Source organism: Bradyrhizobium lablabi (genome assembly GCF_018131005.1).
Lineage (GTDB): Bacteria > Pseudomonadota > Alphaproteobacteria > Rhizobiales > Xanthobacteraceae > Bradyrhizobium > Bradyrhizobium lablabi_D.
This window is the reverse complement of sequence record NZ_JAFCJK010000007.1, coordinates 271,739-290,971: the sequence shown is the minus strand read 5'-3', so window position 1 is coordinate 290,971 and position 19,233 is coordinate 271,739. Positions and strand designations below refer to the sequence as shown.

The 19,233-nt window shown below is 63.5% G+C and carries 17 protein-coding genes; 9 read left to right on the top strand and 8 right to left on the bottom strand.

Annotated elements, in window-relative coordinates; all coding sequences use genetic code 11:
* Nucleotides 1–49: 49 nt before the first annotated feature.
* From fabD to gmk, 7 genes are all read left to right on the top strand, one after another.
* Nucleotides 50–1,003: an ACP S-malonyltransferase gene (gene fabD / locus JQ553_RS22885; protein ID WP_212502267.1), complete on the top strand. Its 954-nt coding sequence runs from the start codon at nucleotides 50–52 to the stop codon at nucleotides 1,001–1,003.
* A 20-nt stretch (nucleotides 1,004–1,023) separates the two neighbouring features.
* Nucleotides 1,024–1,761: a 3-oxoacyl-[acyl-carrier-protein] reductase gene (gene fabG, locus JQ553_RS22880; RefSeq protein ID WP_212502266.1), complete on the top strand. Its 738-nt coding sequence runs from the start codon at nucleotides 1,024–1,026 to the stop codon at nucleotides 1,759–1,761.
* Nucleotides 1,762–2,049: 288 nt separating this feature from the next.
* Nucleotides 2,050–2,289, top strand: coding sequence for an acyl carrier protein (locus JQ553_RS22875; RefSeq protein ID WP_008969609.1), 240 nt, complete (start codon nucleotides 2,050–2,052; stop codon nucleotides 2,287–2,289).
* Between the two features lie 111 nt (nucleotides 2,290–2,400).
* Nucleotides 2,401–3,669 (top strand): beta-ketoacyl-ACP synthase II, encoded by a 1,269-nt coding sequence (gene fabF / locus JQ553_RS22870; protein ID WP_212502265.1) that lies wholly within the window; start codon nucleotides 2,401–2,403, stop codon nucleotides 3,667–3,669.
* Between the two features lie 122 nt (nucleotides 3,670–3,791).
* The gene (gene mltG, locus JQ553_RS22865; RefSeq protein WP_212502264.1) at nucleotides 3,792–5,042 is read left to right on the top strand and encodes an endolytic transglycosylase MltG; all 1,251 of its coding nucleotides are present in this window, start codon (nucleotides 3,792–3,794) and stop codon (nucleotides 5,040–5,042) included.
* A gap of 124 nt (nucleotides 5,043–5,166) precedes the next feature.
* Nucleotides 5,167–6,054, top strand: a complete 888-nt coding sequence (locus tag JQ553_RS22860; protein WP_212502263.1) for a YicC/YloC family endoribonuclease — start codon at nucleotides 5,167–5,169, stop codon at nucleotides 6,052–6,054.
* A gap of 3 nt (nucleotides 6,055–6,057) precedes the next feature.
* Nucleotides 6,058–6,711, top strand: a complete 654-nt coding sequence (gmk, locus tag JQ553_RS22855; protein WP_212502262.1) for a guanylate kinase — start codon at nucleotides 6,058–6,060, stop codon at nucleotides 6,709–6,711.
* Between the two features lie 85 nt (nucleotides 6,712–6,796).
* Here the strand turns inward: gmk and JQ553_RS22850 are convergent, their stop codons facing one another.
* From JQ553_RS22850 to lptF, 8 genes are all read right to left on the bottom strand, one after another.
* Nucleotides 6,797–7,780 carry a hypothetical protein gene (locus JQ553_RS22850; RefSeq protein ID WP_212502261.1) on the bottom strand — a complete coding sequence of 328 codons (984 nt, stop codon included), beginning with the start codon at nucleotides 7,778–7,780 and terminating at the stop codon, nucleotides 6,797–6,799.
* A 399-nt stretch (nucleotides 7,781–8,179) separates the two neighbouring features.
* Nucleotides 8,180–9,238: an alcohol dehydrogenase gene (locus JQ553_RS22845; protein WP_212502260.1), complete on the bottom strand. Its 1,059-nt coding sequence runs from the start codon at nucleotides 9,236–9,238 to the stop codon at nucleotides 8,180–8,182.
* Between the two features lie 19 nt (nucleotides 9,239–9,257).
* Nucleotides 9,258–10,112 carry a 16S rRNA (adenine(1518)-N(6)/adenine(1519)-N(6))-dimethyltransferase RsmA gene (gene rsmA / locus JQ553_RS22840; protein ID WP_212502259.1) on the bottom strand — a complete coding sequence of 285 codons (855 nt, stop codon included), beginning with the start codon at nucleotides 10,110–10,112 and terminating at the stop codon, nucleotides 9,258–9,260.
* A complete protein-coding gene (gene pdxA, locus JQ553_RS22835; RefSeq protein WP_212502258.1) occupies nucleotides 10,113–11,114 on the bottom strand; it encodes a 4-hydroxythreonine-4-phosphate dehydrogenase PdxA in 1,002 nt (333 codons plus the stop codon).
* Nucleotides 11,114–12,052 (bottom strand): SurA N-terminal domain-containing protein, encoded by a 939-nt coding sequence (locus JQ553_RS22830; protein ID WP_212502257.1) that lies wholly within the window; start codon nucleotides 12,050–12,052, stop codon nucleotides 11,114–11,116. Before JQ553_RS22830 ends, pdxA begins: the two co-directional genes overlap by 1 nt.
* A 69-nt stretch (nucleotides 12,053–12,121) precedes the next feature.
* A complete protein-coding gene (locus tag JQ553_RS22825; RefSeq protein ID WP_212502256.1) occupies nucleotides 12,122–14,539 on the bottom strand; it encodes an LPS-assembly protein LptD in 2,418 nt (805 codons plus the stop codon).
* A 77-nt stretch (nucleotides 14,540–14,616) separates the two neighbouring features.
* Entirely contained in the window at nucleotides 14,617–15,714 is a 1,098-nt protein-coding gene (lptG, locus tag JQ553_RS22820) for an LPS export ABC transporter permease LptG (RefSeq protein WP_212502255.1), read from the bottom strand.
* Nucleotides 15,711–16,877, bottom strand: coding sequence for an LPS export ABC transporter permease LptF (gene lptF / locus JQ553_RS22815; RefSeq protein WP_212502254.1), 1,167 nt, complete (start codon nucleotides 16,875–16,877; stop codon nucleotides 15,711–15,713). Before lptF ends, lptG begins: the two co-directional genes overlap by 4 nt.
* Nucleotides 16,878–17,233: 356 nt before the next feature.
* Here lptF and JQ553_RS22810 point away from each other — a divergent pair, with 356 nt between their 5' ends.
* Nucleotides 17,234–18,733 (top strand): leucyl aminopeptidase, encoded by a 1,500-nt coding sequence (locus tag JQ553_RS22810; RefSeq protein WP_212502253.1) that lies wholly within the window; start codon nucleotides 17,234–17,236, stop codon nucleotides 18,731–18,733.
* Between the two features lie 16 nt (nucleotides 18,734–18,749).
* Nucleotides 18,750–19,202, top strand: coding sequence for a DNA polymerase III subunit chi (locus tag JQ553_RS22805; protein ID WP_212502252.1), 453 nt, complete (start codon nucleotides 18,750–18,752; stop codon nucleotides 19,200–19,202).
* Nucleotides 19,203–19,233 lie beyond the last annotated feature (31 nt).

Here is a 19,233-nt window from a genome sequence, read left to right as displayed (position 1 = left end):
ACGCCAAGCGTTTGTGCGGAGACCATGATCAACAAGGTAGGCAGAGCCGATGACGGCAGCATTCACGTTTCCCGGGCAGGGCTCGCAAGCGGTCGGCATGGGCAAGGCCCTGGCCGATGCCTTTCCGGTCGCCAGGGCCGTGTTCGATGAGGTCGACGCGGCGCTGGGCGAGAAGCTGACTGCAACCATCTGGGATGGCTCGGCCGAGACCCTGCAACTCACCGAAAATGCCCAGCCGGCGCTGATGGCGGTCTCGATCGCCACCTTGCGCGTGCTGGAGAGCGAAGCCGGCTTCTCCGTCGGCCGCGACGCTGCCTTCGTCGCGGGACACTCGCTCGGCGAGTATTCGGCGTTGGCGGCCGCCGGCAGCCTGACGCTACGCGACGCCGCGCGGCTTCTGCGCACCCGCGGCCTCGCCATGCAGAAGGCGGTGCCGGTCGGCGCCGGCGCCATGGCCGCGTTGCTCGGGCTTGATTATGAGGCGGCGGTGGCGGTCGCGAAGGAGGCGGCTCAGGGTGAGGTCTGCCAGGCCGCCAACGACAATGGCGGGGGGCAAGTTGTGGTCTCCGGCGATAAGGCCGCCGTCGACCGCGCGGTCGAGATCGCCAAGACCAATGGCGCCAAGCGGGCGATGCTGCTGCCGGTGTCGGCTCCCTTCCACTGCAAGCTGATGCAGCCGGCGGCGGACGCCATGGCGCAGGCGCTTTCCGGCGTCGCCATCAAGCCGCCCGCAGCGCCGCTTGTTTCCAACGTGCTGGCCTCCGCCATATCGGATCCTGACGAGATCCGCCGCCGCCTGATCGAGCAGGTTACGGGCACCGTGCGCTGGCGCGAGTCGGTTGCCTACATGGCCGGTCAAGGCGTCACGCGGTTTTTCGAGATCGGCGCAGGCAAGGTGCTGAGCGGCCTGGTCAAGCGCATTGCTGGCGGCGCGGTCGGCGTTTCCGTCGGCGGTCCCAACGATATTGCTGCGGCCAGGGACGCATTGGCGGCGTCGGCGTAAGCAGCCGAGAGGAGATACTCATGTTCGATTTGACAGGCAGGACGGCACTCGTCACGGGCGCGACCGGCGGCATCGGCGGGGCGATCGCGCAGGCGCTGCATGCGCAGGGCGCGACCGTTGCAATCTCGGGCACGCGGCGCGAGGTGCTCGATGGGTTTGCGGCGAAGCTGGGCGAGCGCGTTCATGTGCTGCCCTGCAACCTGTCCGACAAGGCCGAGGTCGAAGCATTGGTCCCGGCAGCGGAAGTGGCGATGGGGCAGGTCGACATTCTCGTCGCCAACGCCGGCATCACCCGTGACAACCTGTTCGTGCAATTGCGGGACGACGATTGGGACGACGTCATTGCGGTCAACCTGACCGCAACCTTCCGCCTCGCGCGCGCTGCGACGAAGCTGATGATGCGCAAGCGCTTCGGCCGGATCATCGCGATCACCTCGATCGTCGGCGTGACCGGCAATCCGGGGCAGGGCAACTACACGGCGTCGAAGGCCGGCATCATCGGGCTGATCAAGACGCTGGGCGCCGAATATGCCAAGCGCGGCGTCACCGCGAACTGCATCGCGCCGGGCTTCATCAAAACGCCGATGACGGACGCGCTCAATGACAAGCAGCGCGAAACCATCCTCGCGAAAGTTCCTGCTGCGCGGCTCGGGACGCCCGAAGACATCGGGGCCGCCGTGGTCTATCTGGCCTCCAGCGAGGCCGGTTACGTGACCGGACAGACGATTCACGTCAACGGCGGAATGGCCATGATTTGAGCTCCCTACTGGCTCTTGCGGTGCGGCGAAAGCCCGTTTCCGACAGCCGGTTCAGGCGTGTAGTCAAGACTTGGGAAGTATGGTAGCTGAACCCCCCACGGATGGGCAAAGAACGCCATTGCAGGAATTTGAAACCCTGTATATTGGCGTGGCGACGTCTGCTGTTCGCCGGGGCTTAGTCGGCTACGACCGGGCCGAATCAAGACTATGCGCGATTGAGTAAGCTAGACGACCAGATGGCTCGTATCGTCTTGGGGGTCGGGTCCAATGCAACAACGAGGGTGAACGATGAGTGAGATTGGCGAGCGGGTTAAGAAGATTGTGGTCGAGCACCTCGGTGTCGAACCCGACAAGGTGGTCGATAACGCGAGCTTCATCGATGACCTCGGCGCCGACAGCCTCGACACGGTCGAGCTCGTCATGGCCTTTGAAGAAGAGTTCGGCTGCGAGATTCCCGACGATGCGGCGGAAACGATTCTGACCGTCGGCGACGCGACCAAGTTTCTTGAGAAGAACGCGAAGAGCTGACGCTTTCGCGGACTTGATGGAGCCGGACGGACCGTTATCGAGCGGTCCCCCGGTTTCTTACTATTGGCCGCCCATTTTATTGGCCGCCCATTGCGGGCCGGAGAAATTGAAATGAGACGAGTCGTCGTCACGGGGCTGGGCATGGTCACACCGCTCGGCTGTGGGGTCGACACAACCTGGGCACGCATCCTCGCCGGGCAGAGCGGCGCACGCAAGATCGACACGTTCGACGTGTCCGACCTGCCGAGCCAGATCGCGTGTTCGGTGCCGCGCGGCGATGGCGCAGACGGCACGTTCAATCCCGATCAGTGGATGGAGCCCAAGGATCAGCGCAAGGTCGACGACTTCATCATTTTCGCGATGTGCGCGGCGAAGCAGGCGCTCGACGATGCCAACTGGCATCCTGTGAGCGAGGAAGACAAGTGCGCGACCGGCACCCTGATCGGCTCCGGCATCGGCGGTCTCTCGGGCATCGCCGACACCGCGCTTCTCCTGAAAGAGCGCGGGCCGCGCAGGGTCTCGCCGTTCTTCATCCCGGGCCGCCTGATCAATCTGGCCTCCGGTTATGTTTCGATCGAGCACGGCCTCAAGGGCCCCAATCATTCGGTGGTGACGGCTTGCTCGACCGGCGCGCATGCGATCGGCGACGGGGCGCGGCTGATCGCGCTCGGCGATGCCGATGTGATGGTCGCAGGCGGCACCGAATCACCGATCTGCCGCATCGGAATGGCCGGCTTCTGCGCGGCACGCGCGCTGTCCACCGGTTTCAACGAGACTCCGCAAAAGGCGTCGCGCCCCTACGACAAGGACCGCGACGGTTTTGTCATGGGCGAGGGCGCCGGCATCGTCGTGCTCGAAGAGTATGAACACGCAAAGAGGCGCGGCGCGAAGATTTATGCCGAGGTGACTGGTTATGGCCTGTCTGGCGATGCCTATCACATCACCTCGCCGTCACCGGATGGCGATGGCGGCTTCCGTAGCATGGGCGCGGCACTGAAGCGGTCCGGGCTTACGCCGTCCGACATCGACTATATCAATGCCCATGGTACCTCGACGCTGCTCGGCGACGAGATTGAACTCGGAGCGGTCGAACGGCTGCTTGGGAACGCGGCATCGAAAGTGTCGATGTCCTCGACCAAGTCCGCAACCGGCCATCTCCTTGGCGCGGCAGGCGCGATCGAGGCAATTTTCGCGATCCTTGCGATTCGCGACAATGTTGCGCCGCCGACCATCAATCTCGACAATCCGTCGGTCCAAACGGCGATCGACCTGGTGCCGCATACATCGCGCAAGCGCGAGATCAATGTGGCGCTTTCAAATTCCTTCGGTTTCGGGGGCACCAATGCTTCCGTCATCATGCAGCGTGTAGCGAACCACTAAGTGTTTAGAACTACTCCACTGTTTTGCCGTATTCCGCAGTGACTCCTAGCAGCGGGCGTATGCTATTGGCGGGGCAGGGTCTGCTAGGCCACGATTGAACCGGCAGGATTTGGTTTGCATCGATGAGTGAGAGGCCGCCCATTTCACCAAGGAGCCCGCGTGCCGCGCTGGAGCCGGAACAGGTTCCGCCGCCGCCGAGGCGTTCCGACCGCGCCCGCAATCCGTTCGTGGTGGTCGGCAATGCCATCATCACCATCCTGATTATCCTGATGATCGGCGCCGGGGCGGTGTATTACTACGGCAAGCAGACGCTGGAGGCACCGGGACCGCTGCAGGAAGACAAGATCGTCAACATTCCTGCGCGCGCCGGCAAGCGCGATATCGCCGACGTGCTCTCGCGCGAAGGCGTGATCAACGTCAATCCCTGGGTCTTTATCGGCAGCGTGTTTGCGCTGAAGGCCAGCTCCGACCTCAAGCCCGGCGAATATTCGTTCCAGAAGAACGCCAGCCTGCATGACGTCATCGCCACCATCGTCGAGGGCAAGGTGGTGCAGCATGCCGTGACCATTCCGGAAGGCCTGACCTCCGAGCAGATCGTGGCGCGGCTCTCCGAGAACGACATCTTCACCGGTTCGGTGCGCGAGATCCCGCGCGAAGGAACGCTGCTCCCCGAGACCTACAAATTCCCGCGCGGCACCACGCGCGACCAGGTCATCCAGCGCATGCAGCAGACGCACAAGCGCCTGCTGGCCGAGATCTGGGAACGCCGCAACCCGGACACGCCATTGAAGTCGCCCGAGCAGCTCGTGACGCTTGCGTCGATCGTCGAGAAGGAAACCGGCCGCGCCGATGAACGCAGCCGCGTCGCCGCGGTGTTCGTCAACCGTCTGCGACAGAAGATGAAGCTGCAGTCCGATCCCACCATCATCTATGGCCTGGTCGGCGGCAAGGGCACGCTCGGTCGTCCTATCAAGCGAAGCGAAATCACCCAACCGTCGCCTTACAACACCTATGTGATCGATGGCCTGCCGCCCGGGCCGATCGCCAATCCGGGCCGCGCCTCGCTGGAGGCGACCGCCAATCCGGCGCGCACGCGCGACCTGTTCTTCGTTGCTGACGGCACTGGCGGCCATGCCTTTACCGAAACCTACGACCAGCACGCCAAGAACGTCGCCAAGCTGCGCACGATGGAGAAGCAGATCCAGAACGACACCGTGGAGCCCGCGGATGATCCACCGCCGCCGGCTGCTCCGGCTGAGGCCAGCCCCGCCGCTGCGCCGAAGCCGGCCAATCAGAAGAAGCCTCCGCGCGGTGCGGCGGCCCGCCAGGGCGCAGCGCAGCAGAACACGACACCGCCGGTGGTGCAGCGGTAACCGAGCGTCCAGTCAGTGGATCGTAATTCCACTTTCATGGAATTCGTTTTAACCTTGAAAGGGCCTGAGCGAATCCCAAGGCCGCCAGGCCAGTCTCATACCCCTTGTCGGAGAATTTTGTGCGATGGCGCTGTCGAGCATGACTGGCTTTGCCCGGAGCCATGGCGCAAGCGGTCCCTATACGTTCGAGTGGGAGTTGAAATCGGTCAACGCCAAGGGCTTTGACCTCCGGCTGCGGCTGCCGCCCGGGTGGGACGAACTGGAGGCGCTTGCCAAGAGGCGCGCGAGCGAGGTGCTCTCGCGCGGGACAGTGTATGCCAATCTCACCGTCAAGCGCACGGGTGCGGCGCAGACGGTGCGTATCAACGAGGACGTGCTGGCGGCGGTGTTGAAGGTCGCCGGCGCGCTCTCGCAACGGATCGACGCGGTGGCGCCGAGCATCGATGGCCTGCTCGGAATCAAGGGCGTCATCGAAGTGGTCGAGCCTGATAGCAACGAGGATGAGGACAAGGCGGCGCGCGATGCAGCCGCCAAGGCGTTCGAGGAGGCGCTCGGCAACCTGGTCGAAATGCGCCGCCGCGAGGGCGCGGCCCTCGGCCAGATCCTGATCCAGCGGATGGACGAGATCGAGCGGCTTGCCAAGCGCGCCGAAGCCGCTCCCGGCCGCAGGCCCGAGGCGATCAAGGTGCGGCTCGCCGAACAGGTCGCGGCGCTGCTCGAGACCTCCGATCGCTTCGACGCCGACCGGCTTAGTCAGGAAGCAATCTTGATCGCCACCAAGGCCGATATTCGTGAGGAACTCGACCGTATAGCCTCGCATGTCGCGCAGGCGCGCGAAATGATCGGCAAGGGCGGACCGGTTGGACGGCGGCTCGATTTTCTTGCGCAGGAATTCAACCGCGAAGTCAACACCTGTTGCTCGAAATCGAACGATGTCGAATTGACCAACACCGGCCTTGAGATGAAGAACGTGGTCGAGCAGTTCCGCGAGCAGGTTCAGAATCTGGAGTGAGCCATGACGGCGCAGGGCTTTGACGGGGTTGAGCGACGCGGACTGATGTTTGTTCTGTCGTCACCCTCGGGCGCCGGCAAGACCACGCTGTCGCGCATGCTGATCGACCGGATGCCGGGGCTGAAAATGTCGGTGTCGGCAACCACGCGGCCGATGCGGCCGGGCGAGCTCGAGGGCCGCGACTATTTCTTCGTCGACAAGGCGAGGTTCGAGGCAATGGCCAAGCAGGGTGAACTGCTGGAGTGGGCCACCGTGTTCGACAACCGCTATGGCACTCCGCGGCTGCCGGTCGAGGCCGCGCTTTCAGCCGGCCAGGATGTGCTGTTCGACATCGACTGGCAGGGCACGCAGCAATTGCGCGAGAAGGCGCGTGCCGACGTGGTGAGCGTCTTCATCCTGCCACCATCGGCAGCCGACCTCGAAAGGCGCCTGCACACCCGCGCGCAGGACTCCGAAGCGATCATCCGCGGACGGATGAACCGCGCTACCCACGAGCTCAGCCATTGGGCGGAGTACGACTATATCGTCGTCAATCAGCACGTCGACGATGCCTTTGCCGAGGTGCAGTCGATCCTCAAGGCCGAACGGCTCAAGCGTGAGCGCCGCACCGGCCTCACCGAATTCGTGCGCAGCCTGCAACGCCAGCTTGAAAAATAGCCACCCAACAGCATGATCCGGAAAACCGTGAAGCGGTATTCCGAGAGAGCATGCTTCAAGCAAAGAGCGCGATGATGCTCACGCCCTAATTTGTCGCGCTGCGCGCCAGCCGCTGCAGCATCTCGGCGATCTGCCGATTGTCCCGCTCGATCTGGTCAAGATCACGCCCAGCCTCGCGACGAGGCATCGGCGGCTGGGCGCGGCGCGGCGGCGACTCCGAAAGTCGTAGCGGACGCCCGCGGTTCGGCGAGATCGGCGGAGCGCGCTCGGTGTGGATCGAATCCCACGGTGCGCGCCACTCGTCGCTGATATCGTAGGGCGGGGTGCGCGTGCGCGTCAGCCTGAACACGAGAGCGCTGACGAGGGCCGCCAGTGCCAGCGCGCCGATCATGACGATCAGCAGCATCTGTGTCGACGTCGACGATTTCTCCGCGGGCGCCTCGGCAGCGACAGGCGGAGACGGCGGGGCGGTGCTTGCCTGTGCCGGTGTCACGTCCGTCTGCGCGGCCTCCGGCGGCGCGGCGGCGGCTGGCTGTGTTGTGCTTACCCTGTCCGTGCTTGCTGCATCAGGCCAACGCGTCGACACCGCCGAGGGCGGCGTATTCGTGTTCGTATCCGCCGCGGCTACGGGCCCGCTATCACCGGGCGTTGCGCCGCTTGTCTGGCCGGCGTCGGCGGTTGCAACAGGGGTGACATTGGTGGGGGCTGAGGTCAGCTCCGCACGCGCATCGGCAACCGATTTGCGCATGGCAGGCTGTGGCTGCGGTGAGGGCTGTGGCTGTGGCGGCGTCGCGTCCGCAACCGTTGTATCGCGCGCAGGCGAAGCTTCCTGCTGTGCGGGTGCAGTCTTCGCCGCCTTGTTCTTCTCTTCACCCAGATACCAGCACTGCTTCTTGGTTGCGCGATCGAGCTTGTAACGCCAATGGCTTCCCGCGGGCGCGCTTCCCTTCGGGCCTGACAAACAGGTGTCGGCTGCGTTGCTGTTGTTCTCGGCAAGGGCCGTGAAATTGGGGCCGGCCAAAATACCGGCGACAAGCACTGCGGTAAATTTTGCTGAACGATATGACATACGCATCCCCGGTAATTCTTTTACTCAAACGCTGGCGATCTCAATCTCGGTAAAGAGTTGGGTCGCAATGCGCCGCAAATCCGGAGCGGGTAGGGCTTAATTGGGGCTCGTGGCCCGCCGCAATGCGGCGCGCCGATGGCCGAAAATCGATGCGTTACTGCTTGGTAGAGCGCCAGGTTCCGCCGCAGCCATCGGATCGCGGAACGGTGGCATCATCGGCCGCTCCCGGGAAAAGGCTCGCGCATCCCCCGATACCCCTGGAGCCTTCACCAACAGGGTAGCAGCGTGCTTCCGGAGAAAAAAGCAGCCACGTTCGCCGCTCCCGGGCAGTCGCTGACTGCACCGGGGTCGCTCTCGAAGCGGACGGGCCGCGTCTGCCGTGCCGTCTGACCGGCCTCGTCAGTTCTTCAGGACGATGCGTCCGACGACTCGCCCGGCGCGCAATTCATCGATCCACTTCTGGACGTCGCCCATCGGCTCTTCCCTCATCGGCGTCGGCTTGATCTTTCCCGCGCGCGCGAGCGCCATCAATTCCTGGCTTTCCGCCAGCGTCCCCACCATGAAGCCTTCGATGGTCATCCGCTTGTAGACCCATTGCACCATCGGCAGGTTGAAATTGCCGCCCATCAGGCCGGAGACCACGATCTTGCCGCCGCGCGCCACCGTCGACACGGCGAACGCCATCGACTTCTCGTTGCCGGCGAAATCGACCACACCGTCAAAACCGCCTTCGCTTTCCTTCAGCATGCGCTTGATCACGTCCGGCTCGGCCGGATCATAGGCGACTGCCGCGCCATTCTTCAGCGCGGTCTCGCGTGCGGCCGCGCTCAGATCGGCGACGGCGACCTTCTGCTTGAACATCGCCTGCGCGAACGAAAGTCCCATCATGCCAACGCCACCAAGGCCGATCAGCAGCAGATTGCGCTGGCGCGGACGGTCGACCAGCCGCTTCAACGCGCCATAGGCGGTAACGCCGGAGCACATCAGCGTCGCGGCCTGGTTCACCGGCAGCGGGTCATAGTCGAGCAGATACTTCGCGTCTGGCACCAGCACATGGGTGGCAAACCCGCCGTCGATGGAGACGCCGAGGAAGCGCTGCTTCACGCACAAATTCTCGTCGCCGTTGAGGCAGTCGCGGCACTGGCCGCAGCCGATCCAGGGAAAAACGGCCTTCTTCTTCCCGATCAACTCCTTCGAAACGTCGGGACCCACCTCGTCGACCACACCGGCGATCTCATGCCCGAGCGTGAAGGGCAGGGTCATACCGCGCGTGGTGTCGAGTTTCCTGCCGCCGCCGAGATCGGCATAGCCGTCCTGGATGTGGAGATCGGAATGACACAGGCCGCAACGCTCGATCCGGACCAGGACTTCGGCGCCTTGCGGCTTTGCCGTGTCGACGACGGTTTCGCACAATGGCGCGTCGAACTTGACGAGGGATTGGCGAACCATGCGCGCCATTTGTCTCTCCTTGGATGCTCTATCTGGTGGATCGTATATCGGCCAATTCCCGAGCCATGGCAACAAAGCCCGCGACAGGAATGGTCTCGGCGCGTCGCGTGGCGTCGATATCGGCAGCCGCGGCGAGCCGCGCAGGATCGACGGATAACGATTTCAGACTCTGGCGCAGCATCTTGCGGCGCTGGCCGAAGGCGGCTGCGGCAACCTGTTCAAGCATCCGACGATCGCAGGGCTCCGGCGCGGCGCGCGGCATCAATCGAACCACCGACGATGTCACCTTCGGCTGCGGCACGAATGCCGCAGGCGAAATGTCGAACAGAATCCTGGTTTCGGCGCGCCAGTTGGCAAGCACCGCGAGCCGACCATAGGCTTCCTCGTTCTGATGCGCGACGATGCGCTCGGCGACCTCGCGCTGGAACATCAGGACCATCATGTCGTACCAGGGCGGCCACGGCTCGATCGACAGCCAGTCGACCAGAAGCTGGGTCGCGATATTGTAGGGCAAGTTGGCGACGATCTTGGCCTTGCCTCCTTCAAGCAGCGGCCGTGGATCGAAGCGCTGCGCGTCGCCATGCACGATCTCGAGGCGGCCGGGATAGCGCTTGACGATGTAGTCGAGTGCGGCCAGCGCCCGCTCGTCGCGTTCGACAGCAATCACGCGCCTGGCGCCGAGCGCGAGCAGCGCGCGCGTCAACCCTCCCGGGCCGGGCCCGACCTCGATCACGGTCGAGTCCTCGAGCGGGCCGGCGGCTCTCGCGATCCGCGCGGTGAGATTGAGGTCGAGCAGGAAATTCTGACCGAGCGATTTGCGCGCCGACAGCGAGTGTTCGCGAATGATCTCGCGCAGCGGCGGCAGATCGTCGATCGCGTTCACCTACGGGCGTGCCGCGGCCATGCGCGCGGCGAGCCGCATGGCGGCGATCAGGCTCGACGGATCGGCCTTGCCGGTACCGGCAATGTCGAAAGCGGTGCCGTGATCGGGCGACGTGCGGATGAACGGCAGTCCGAGCGTGACGTTGACCGCGTCCTCGAAGGCAATGGTCTTGACCGGGATCAGCGCCTGGTCGTGATACATGCAGATCGCGCAATCATAGGTCTTGCGCGCCGCTTCGTGGAACATGGTGTCGGCGGGCAGCGGGCCGCGGACCGTGATGCCTTCGCTGCTGAGGATCTCGATCGCCGGTGCCACGATCTCGATATCCTCCATGCCGAGTGTGCCGTCTTCGCCGGCATGCGGGTTGAGGCCCGATATCGCAAGGCGCGGATTGGCAATTCCAAAATGCGTGTTCATGTCGGCCACCACGATGCGCGCGGTCGACACGATTAGATCGGTCGAGAGCTGCTTCAAGGCCTCGCGGACCGGGAGATGGATCGTCACAGGAACGACGGCAAGCGCCGGTGACCACAACATCATGACCGGCTGCGGCGCGCGGCCGCCTTCTGCGGCGAGCTCGGCAAGGTATTCGGTGTGGCCGGGATGACGGAAGCCGGCGCGATAGAGCACGTTCTTGGCGATCGGATTGGTGACGACAGCGCCGGCTTTGCCGGAAAGCACGTCGGCGACCGCCTGACGGATCGAGGCCAAGGCAGCGTCGGCGCTCGTCTCATCGGGTTTACCCGGCCGCGCCGTTGCCGCCTTGCCGGTCGCGACAACCGGCAAGACGCGCGTGAACGCCGTCATTGCCTCTTCGGCGCTGACGTCGGCAAGTTCGACGGCAAGCCCGAGCATCTTCGCGCGCTCGGCAAGCGAGGCGCGATCGCCGCGCACGTAGAAGGGCGGGAGATTGTCTTGCTGGCGCCGCAGCCATGCGGCGATAGTGATGTCGGGACCGATGCCTGCGGGCTCGCCGGATGTCAGCGCGAGAGGTCCTGGCATCAGCGATATTCGATCATCGCGGCTTTGCGGACTTCCTGCAGGTAGGATTTCGACTTCGCCTCGTACTTCTGGGTGTACATCTTTTCCCGGATCTCGCGCTTCTTCGGCGTGTCCACGGTGGTTGCCTTACGGCCGCAGAGCGCCACCATTTCGATGCCCTGCTTGGTCACCTCGGGGGCGGTGAGATGGCCGATCGGCGTCTTATCCAGGATGTCACGCAAGGTTTGAGGCAAGTCTGCCGAGGTCTTCACGACAATTTCGCGGATAGCGGCATTGCGCATCGACTTGAAGTAGGAATTGGCTTCCTCGCAACTTGTCACGCGCTCGCGCAAGGTCTCCGCTTCCTTGCGGCGGCTGTCGAACTCGACCTGCGGCGCGCCGCGCGGAACGATCAGGACGATCGGCTGCATTCTATATTCGAAAGCCTCGGTCTCGGTGGCCTCGCCGCTCTCCTTGGCTGCAGCAGCGACGTCCTTCTCACCGATCTGCAGGCTTTCCTTGAAACGCCCGCGCACCAGGCTGGTCCAGACCATGTCGGCCTTGATGCGTTGCTTCAGCGTGTCCGGCCGGATGCCCTTGTTGTCCAGCACACTGGTGAGCTGGTCGGAGTTGAGTCGCATCCGCTGCGCCATTCCAGCGTAGGCCTGCTCGATGTCGCTGGCGGACGGATCGACGCCGAATTTCTTGGCTTCCTTGATCTTCACCTTCTCGTCGATCAGTTCGTTCAGAATGTCTTGCCGGTTGTTATCCTTCTTGCCGGTCAATCCGTTCAGCTTGGTGCGCTGCTCAATGTCGAAACTTGTGATCGGTTCGCCATTGACCATCACGGCGACGGTCTGCGCGTGGGGCCGCGTCACGCTTCCCAGCACAAGGGCGAAGGCCAGCACGCAGCCGAGCACCAGGGAATAGGGGCGAATTGGCAAGCTAGCTGTCGTCATCGTCGTGTTAGCCATTTCATCGCGTTATACTGGAGCCGCCAAGAGCGCCCAATCCAGAATCGGCGCACGCTACTGAATGCCGCCTGAGCCGCTCGTTGTGGATGAGTTCGCGATGGTCCGCAGGCCAATCTGGAACATGAAGGCGTGGTTAAGAACGGGCGGCGTGCCGCCGGCGGTATATTGATAGGAGGTGACATAGTTCGCGGCCAGCACGAAACAGTCGTCCACATAGCCCGCACCGACGACATACTGGTTGATCTTGTTGGCTTCAAGATCCCAGCGCGCCGCGCCCTGGACCACCCAGTTGGACGCTACCTTGACTGAGCCGCTGCCGAGAAGGCCTTCGCGGCGCGTCAGGTATCCGAGCTCCGGTTGTGCCGCATAGTTGCCGTAGAGCATGCTGACCGACCAGCGGTCGAAGTTGGCACGCCCTTCAGCCTCGAAGCGGTTGATGTTCCATGTCGCTTCATCCATGCGCCCGCGCACGCTGAACGTATAAGTCCGGTTGGGCGAATAATTGACGCGGCCGACGTAGTCCGAGCGCGCGTTCTGCAGGCCGGAATCGAGGCCGGTGTTGTTCATATCAGCGACCGCGAAGGAATTCAGGCCGTACAATTGGTACGATTGCCCGAATAACGCGTTAATGCTGCCGCCGCGGTCGAACTGCGTGGTCGCCTGTGCGCCGACATTGGCGCGTCCGCCACCCTCGACGCGGTCGTAGCCGGAGAACTTGTCGACGGCGAACAAGTTGCTCGCGTCGAATACCAGGCTTTGTGCGTCCTCGTTGGGAATCTGACCGGCATAGGTCTCGTTGGGACGAATGATGACCTGAGCGATCGGCTCGACGGTGGTCGTGCCCCAAGGCTGCACGTTAATGAAGGGATAGCGGTACTCGAGGCCGACTGTCGGCATCAGGCGGAGCGCCTGGGTGTCGCCGACCGGCAGGAAGTTGGAAACGCCTGGCTGGTTCGAAATGTCCGCGTTGATCGCATCAGCACGGATGCTGGCGAACGGCGTCCAGATCTCGCCGAACGGATCGGTGAACGACTTGCGCCACTGCCCCTCGGCGGTCAGGCGGGTGTAGGTGCCCGGCATGCCGCGCAACAGGCACTGCGACGGTGTCCGCGCCAGCGGATCGGCGGACGTGGTCGTGCACAGGCTGGCGGTGTTGGCGAGCGTCGTGATTGGATCGAAGACCGCGCTGTCGCGCGATAAATTGGTGAAGTTCGTCCTGTAGCTGAACTCACCGCCGAGGATCGGATGGTTAATCACATTGTTGTAGTCGATCACCGGATAGACGACCGGAACCTGGCTCTGATTACCCGAGAAGCTCAGATAATAGATCGTGCGCGCGTCGAAGTAACTGCGGTTGCCGACGCCGGTCAGGTAGAGCTGCGAGATCGCTTCGGTAGGCAGCGACAAGAACGAACTGAATGAATCCTTGTACTGCGCCAGCCGGTAGTCGGAGAAGAAGTAATAGTCCGACATCAGGACGCCTTCCCAGCCCCACGTCCATTTGTCGTTCAGTGCGAATTGGCCCTTGGTATCAATTGCACCGCGCAAGTCGCGATCACCGGGCAGGCCGGTGAAGGCGCTGCGGTCGAGCTGGTCGATGCCGTAGGCGCGGATCTGGTAGGAGCCGTTAATCAGGCGCTGGCGGAATTCGCCCTGCAGCAGCACGCCCTGGCGCGACGTGATGCGCGGGCTGAAAGTCGCGTCGTAGTCCGGCGCAAGCGCGAAGTAATACGGGATTTCGACGCCAACGCCGTAGGTCGAGACTGTGCTGAAGCCCGGCATCAGGAAGCCGCTCTTGCGCTTCACGGTCGGGTCGGGCGTCGAGAAATAGGGCAGATACGCCATCGGAACGCCGAAGAACTCAAGCTGGGCGTTCTCGAAATAAAGCATCTTCTCGGTCTGGTTATGCAGGATGCGCGCGCCCTTGACCTGCCACAGCGGTGGCTTCTTCGGGTCTTCCCGGCAGGGCGCGCAGGCGGTGTAAACGCCGTTCTCGAACACCGTGTAATTGCCACTTGAGCGATCGGCACGGGTCGCCGCCATGCGCGTCTGGTCTTCGGTGTCGACGCGTAGCGAATCGACGAAACCATCGCGGTAGTCGTCGCTCAGGTCCAGGATATTGGCGTAGGTGATCTTGCCTTCCGCATCGGTCATGCGGATGTTGCCTTCGGCGTGCAGACGCTTGGTCTTCTGGTCATAGATGACCTTGTCGGCCTCGACGCTTGTGCCGTTGTAGAACAGCTGCACATTGCCGACCGCAGACACGCGCTGGTTGTTGTAGTCGTAATCGACCTCGGTGGCCTGAACGAGCATCTGGCCGTCATTCTTGGCCGGCGGCCGAGTGGGCTTGGGCGGGCGCGGATTGTAGGTGAAGCCCTGCGCCGCGGCCGGCGTCGGCGCGGCGACGCCGAACGCGCCGACGCAAATACATGCGACGAGCAGGGCAATCAGATGTGCGCTGAATCTGGCCATACGGCCGCGATGACGGCGCACGGCACTGCGCCGCCTGAATGCAGGCGACCTCGACTGGCGGGCGGCGACAACGGCCACTACCCGTCCTCCTGGTACAGCAAGGCTAGAAATCCGGTGAGGCCGCCCACGCAGACGGGCAACCACGCCGCAGCGATGGGGTGCATCAGCTCAGCCTTGCTCAAATCTTCAGTTACTTTCGAGAGAACGTAGAGCAGAAAGCCTGCACCCACGCCACTCAAAACCATCTTTTGCACGCCGCCCATCCGGAAGAAGCGAAGGCTCACGGAAGCCGCCAACATCACCATTGCAGCCAGCAAAAATGGCTGTGCAATCAGCTTGTGATACTGCAGCCGGTAGCCGGCGGTCGCGAACCCCGAACTCTCTGACGAGCGGATGTAGTCCGGTAGTTGCCAAAAGGACACAGTTTCCGGAGTGGAAAAGCTGTTACGGACCTGGGCCGGGGTGAGGGTGGTGTTCAGGTAGAAGGTGTCCTGGTCCACCGGGGGCTTGTCGAGGGTGTATCTGCGGACGCCCTTGAACACCCAGCGGCCTTCCTCGAGGCCCGCTTCACGAGCCTCGATTCGTTCCTTGAACTGCAGTTCGGTATCGAATCGGAATACGGTCAGGCCGGTCAGCCGCACGCCCTGCTGCTCGCTGCGGGCGGCGTTGATGATCGCCTGCCCCTCGCTGTTGACCTGGTTCAGCCAAAAGCCCGAGGCATCCTGGATGCCGCCGCCCGGCGCAGAGCCGAACAGTTCGGCCTCCATTCGCTTGGAGAGCTCGCGCAGATTCGCGGACATCGGGTTATAGGCGGTGGTTGCGGCGATGCCGAGCAGGATCGCACTGGCAAGCGCAGGCGAGATGAACTGCCAGGCCGAGATTCCAGCCGCGCGCGCGACCACAAGCTCGAGCCGCCGCGACAGGGCGAGATAACAGGTCATCGCGCCGATGAGCACGCAGAACGGCATCAGCTTCTCGAGCAATTGCGGCACGCGGAACAGCGAGGTCTCCGCTACGGTGATCGCGGAGGCCGACACCAGCCCCGATGTCTTGCGCACCATCTCGATGTAATCGACGAGGACGAGCAGCACGAAGATGCTCGCGAACACGCCCACCGCCGAGACCACGAAGCGGCCGGCGAAATAACGCCCGAGCGTGTTCGAGACCATGCTCATGCGGTTACGGGCCTACGGAAGAAGCGCGCGATGCGCTCGTTGTTCTTGTTGATGGCCTCGATCAGTGCGGCCGGCGGCTCGACGACCACGCCGCCGATGATCATCCAGATTCCGACGCCAATACCGGCGAACAGCATCAGATATTGGACGATCGCCGCCGCCGGAGTCTTGACGGTCACGACCGAGCAGGCAAATCCCGCCATGCGCAGGCCGAACACCGCGAGCACAGAACCACCGATCGAGAAATTTCGGCTTTGACGCGTGGTGCGCGGCGCGCCGAGGAAGGCGAATGTGAGCGCTGCGAACGCGAACGGATAGAGTGGGGCCATGAAGCGGTCATGCAACTCCGCGCGGAATTGCCCCGACAACTGGTGATAGGTCGGATCGTCCTCGTTGGGCCACAGCAGCTCCCAGAGATAGCGCTCGCGGATGCCGAGTGTGACGTCGCGCCCTTGCGAGAATTTCGACATGTCGAAGGCGTAGCGGCCGAACACGACCAGCGCGGGATCGCGCTTGCCGATTTCGAATCGCTCGAGATTGCCGTCCTCCAGCACGAGATACGATCCGTTCTCGTTCTTCAGCACGGTGCCGTGATCGGCGATGATGGTGACCCGCTCCTTCGGATCGCGGCGATCGTCGACGAAGATGCCGCCGAGGACGCCGCCCGGCAGCCGCTCGCGGATTCGAATCGTGAGATTCTGGTCGAGCTGGGCGAAGCGGCCCGGCTGCAGGATGTTGGTCAGTACGTCGGCGGTGATCTCGGCGTCCCATTGCTTGATTCGCCGCATGCCGTCGGGTGCGAGATAGGCGCCGATGAAGGCGACCATCGCCGCCACCACGCAAGTCGCATAGAAGAACGGCCGGAACAGCCGGAAGGGCGAGAAGCCCGCCGCATTCATCACGATGATCTCGGAATCGGTCGCGAGCTTGTTCAGCGTGTGCGAAATCGCGATCATCAACGCGATCGGCGCGATGATCAGGACCAGTGCCGGGATTACGAGTCCGGTGATGCCGAGGAACGTCAGAATGGTCTGACCCTGGCTCGTCATCAGGTCGATGCCGCGCAACGCCTGCGTAATCCAGATCACGCCGGTGAGGCTGACCAGAACAAGCGCAAACGACGCAAGCGTTGTTTTGAAAATATACTTGTCGATCGACCCCATTTGCTACCGCACGACCCCCCTGGCGCGCCCAAACGCACGGCTTCGACCACTCCCGCCAGAAACGGGTTCCCCTGTGATCGAGTCGCAGCTCATTCCAGCCTTACATACTCACTACCATCCCTTTGATCCGTCAACAAAATGGCTGCGCCAAGGCACCGCTTAAATATGGCTGATTTTCACCCCCTTGTGACCTTCCGGCCACGGGCTGCTTGGCAGCGGTGCGGCGGACAGGCCATAGTGCCGCCGAGCCCGGCCCGGATCGCCCGGACCGCCAACCCGTCCCGTCCCGCATGCCGAGTGCCGAATGGGGGCCACCTCAGGCCCGTGCAACGCCCTGAATTCTGGAGGATTTTCCTATGTCCGACGCCGTCAAGGTCGGCTTTGTCCCACTGTCCGCGCCTGTCCAGGGCATTTTGGTCGCTTTCTGCGACGACCAGTTGAAGCTAGGCGCGGCGACCCGCAAGGCGCTAGGGACGGCGGCCGATATCGTCAGGCGGGCCGCAGCCGCCAACCAGTTCAAGGGCAAAAGCGGGGCGGCGCTGGACATCCTGACGCCTGAGGGAGTGAAGGCCGAGCGGCTCATCGTGATCGGCGCCGGCAAGTCGTCCGAACTCAAGGAGAAGGATTTTCTGAAGTTCGGCGGTGTGGCGGCAGGAAAGCTCAATGCCGGCAGCAATGCCGTGACGGTGATTGCCGAGTTGCCGGACGGCGCGATGGCGCCCGATCAGGCGGCCGCGATTGCCACCGGCATTCGGCTGCGCGCCTACCGGTTCGACCGCTACAAGACCAAGAAAAAGGATGATGAGAACGGGGCCGCACGGGCCGATGTCTCGATCGCCGTGGATGACGTTGCAGCGACCAGGAAGGCGTTTGCGCCTGACGCGCACACCGTCGACGGTGTGATCCTGGCGCGCGAACTCGTCAACGAACCGCCGAACGTACTTTATCCCGAGGAGTTCGCGCGTCGCGCCGGTCAACTCCGCAAGATCGGCGTCGATGTGAACGTGCTCGACGTCAAGGCGATGACGAAACTCGGCATGGGCGCGCTGCTCGGCGTCTCGCAAGGGTCAGCGCGGCCGGGCCGCACCGTGATCATGCGCTGGAACGGCGGCAAGAAGGGCGAGGCGCCGGTCGCTTTCGTCGGCAAGGGCGTTTGCTTCGACACCGGCGGCATCTCCATCAAGTCGGCCGGCGGCATGGAGGACATGAAGGGCGACATGGGCGGCGCGGCCTGCGTGGTCGGGCTGATGCATGCGCTTGCGGCGCGCAAGGCGCGCGTCAATGCCGTCGGCGCGATCGGTCTCGTGGAAAACATGCCCGACGGCAACGCGCAGCGTCCGGGCGACATCGTCACCTCGATGTCCGGCCAGACCATCGAGATCATCAATACCGACGCCGAGGGGCGGCTCGTGCTCGCCGACGTGCTCTGGTATGTCGCCAAGAAGTTCAAGCCGAAATTCATGGTCGATCTTGCGACGCTTACGGGGGCGATCATGGTCGCGCTCGGCACCGACCATGCCGGGATGTTCTCCAACAATGACGAACTCGCCGAGCGCCTGACCAAGGTCGGGCTCGAGACGGGCGAGAAGGTCTGGCGCATGCCGCTCGGCCCGGAATACGACAAGCAGATCGACTCGCAGTTCGCCGATATGAAGAACACCGGTGGGCGCAATGGCGGCTCGATCACCGCGGCGCAGTTTCTGCAGCGCTTCGTCGACGGCACGCCCTGGGCTCATCTCGACATCGCGGGCACCGCAATGGGCGCGCCGAAGACTGAGATCAATCAGAGCTGGGGTTCGGGCTACGGCGTCCGCCTGCTCGATCGCCTCGTGTCGGAGTATTACGAAAAGAAGTGAGGCTGCCGGAGCCAGCATGACCGAGGTCCTGTTCTATCATCTGCAGAACATGACGCTGGAAAGCGTGTTGCCGCCGCTGCTCGAGAAGTCGCTCGAGCGCGGCTGGCGCGTGGTCGTGCAATCGACGTCGCAGGAGCGAGCCGAGACGCTCGACGCGCACTTGTGGACCTACAGCGACGATTCGTTCCTGCCGCACGCAACCTGGCGGGTCGCCGATGCGCAGGACCAGCCCGTCATCCTGTCGATCGATGAGGGCAACCCGAATCGCGCCACTGTTCGTTTCCTGATCGACGGTGCGGCGCTGCCGGCCGATTGCGACAGCTACGAGCGCGTGGTTCTGGTGTTCAACGGCGACGATGCCGACGCGGTGGCCGCGGCACGCGGAAGCTGGACCGCTTGCAAGACGCGCGGATTCGACGTCACCTATTGGCAGGCCGATGAACGCGGCCGCTGGCAGCGGCGCCAATAGCGGTATCAACTAATTAATGATAATCTTAGGT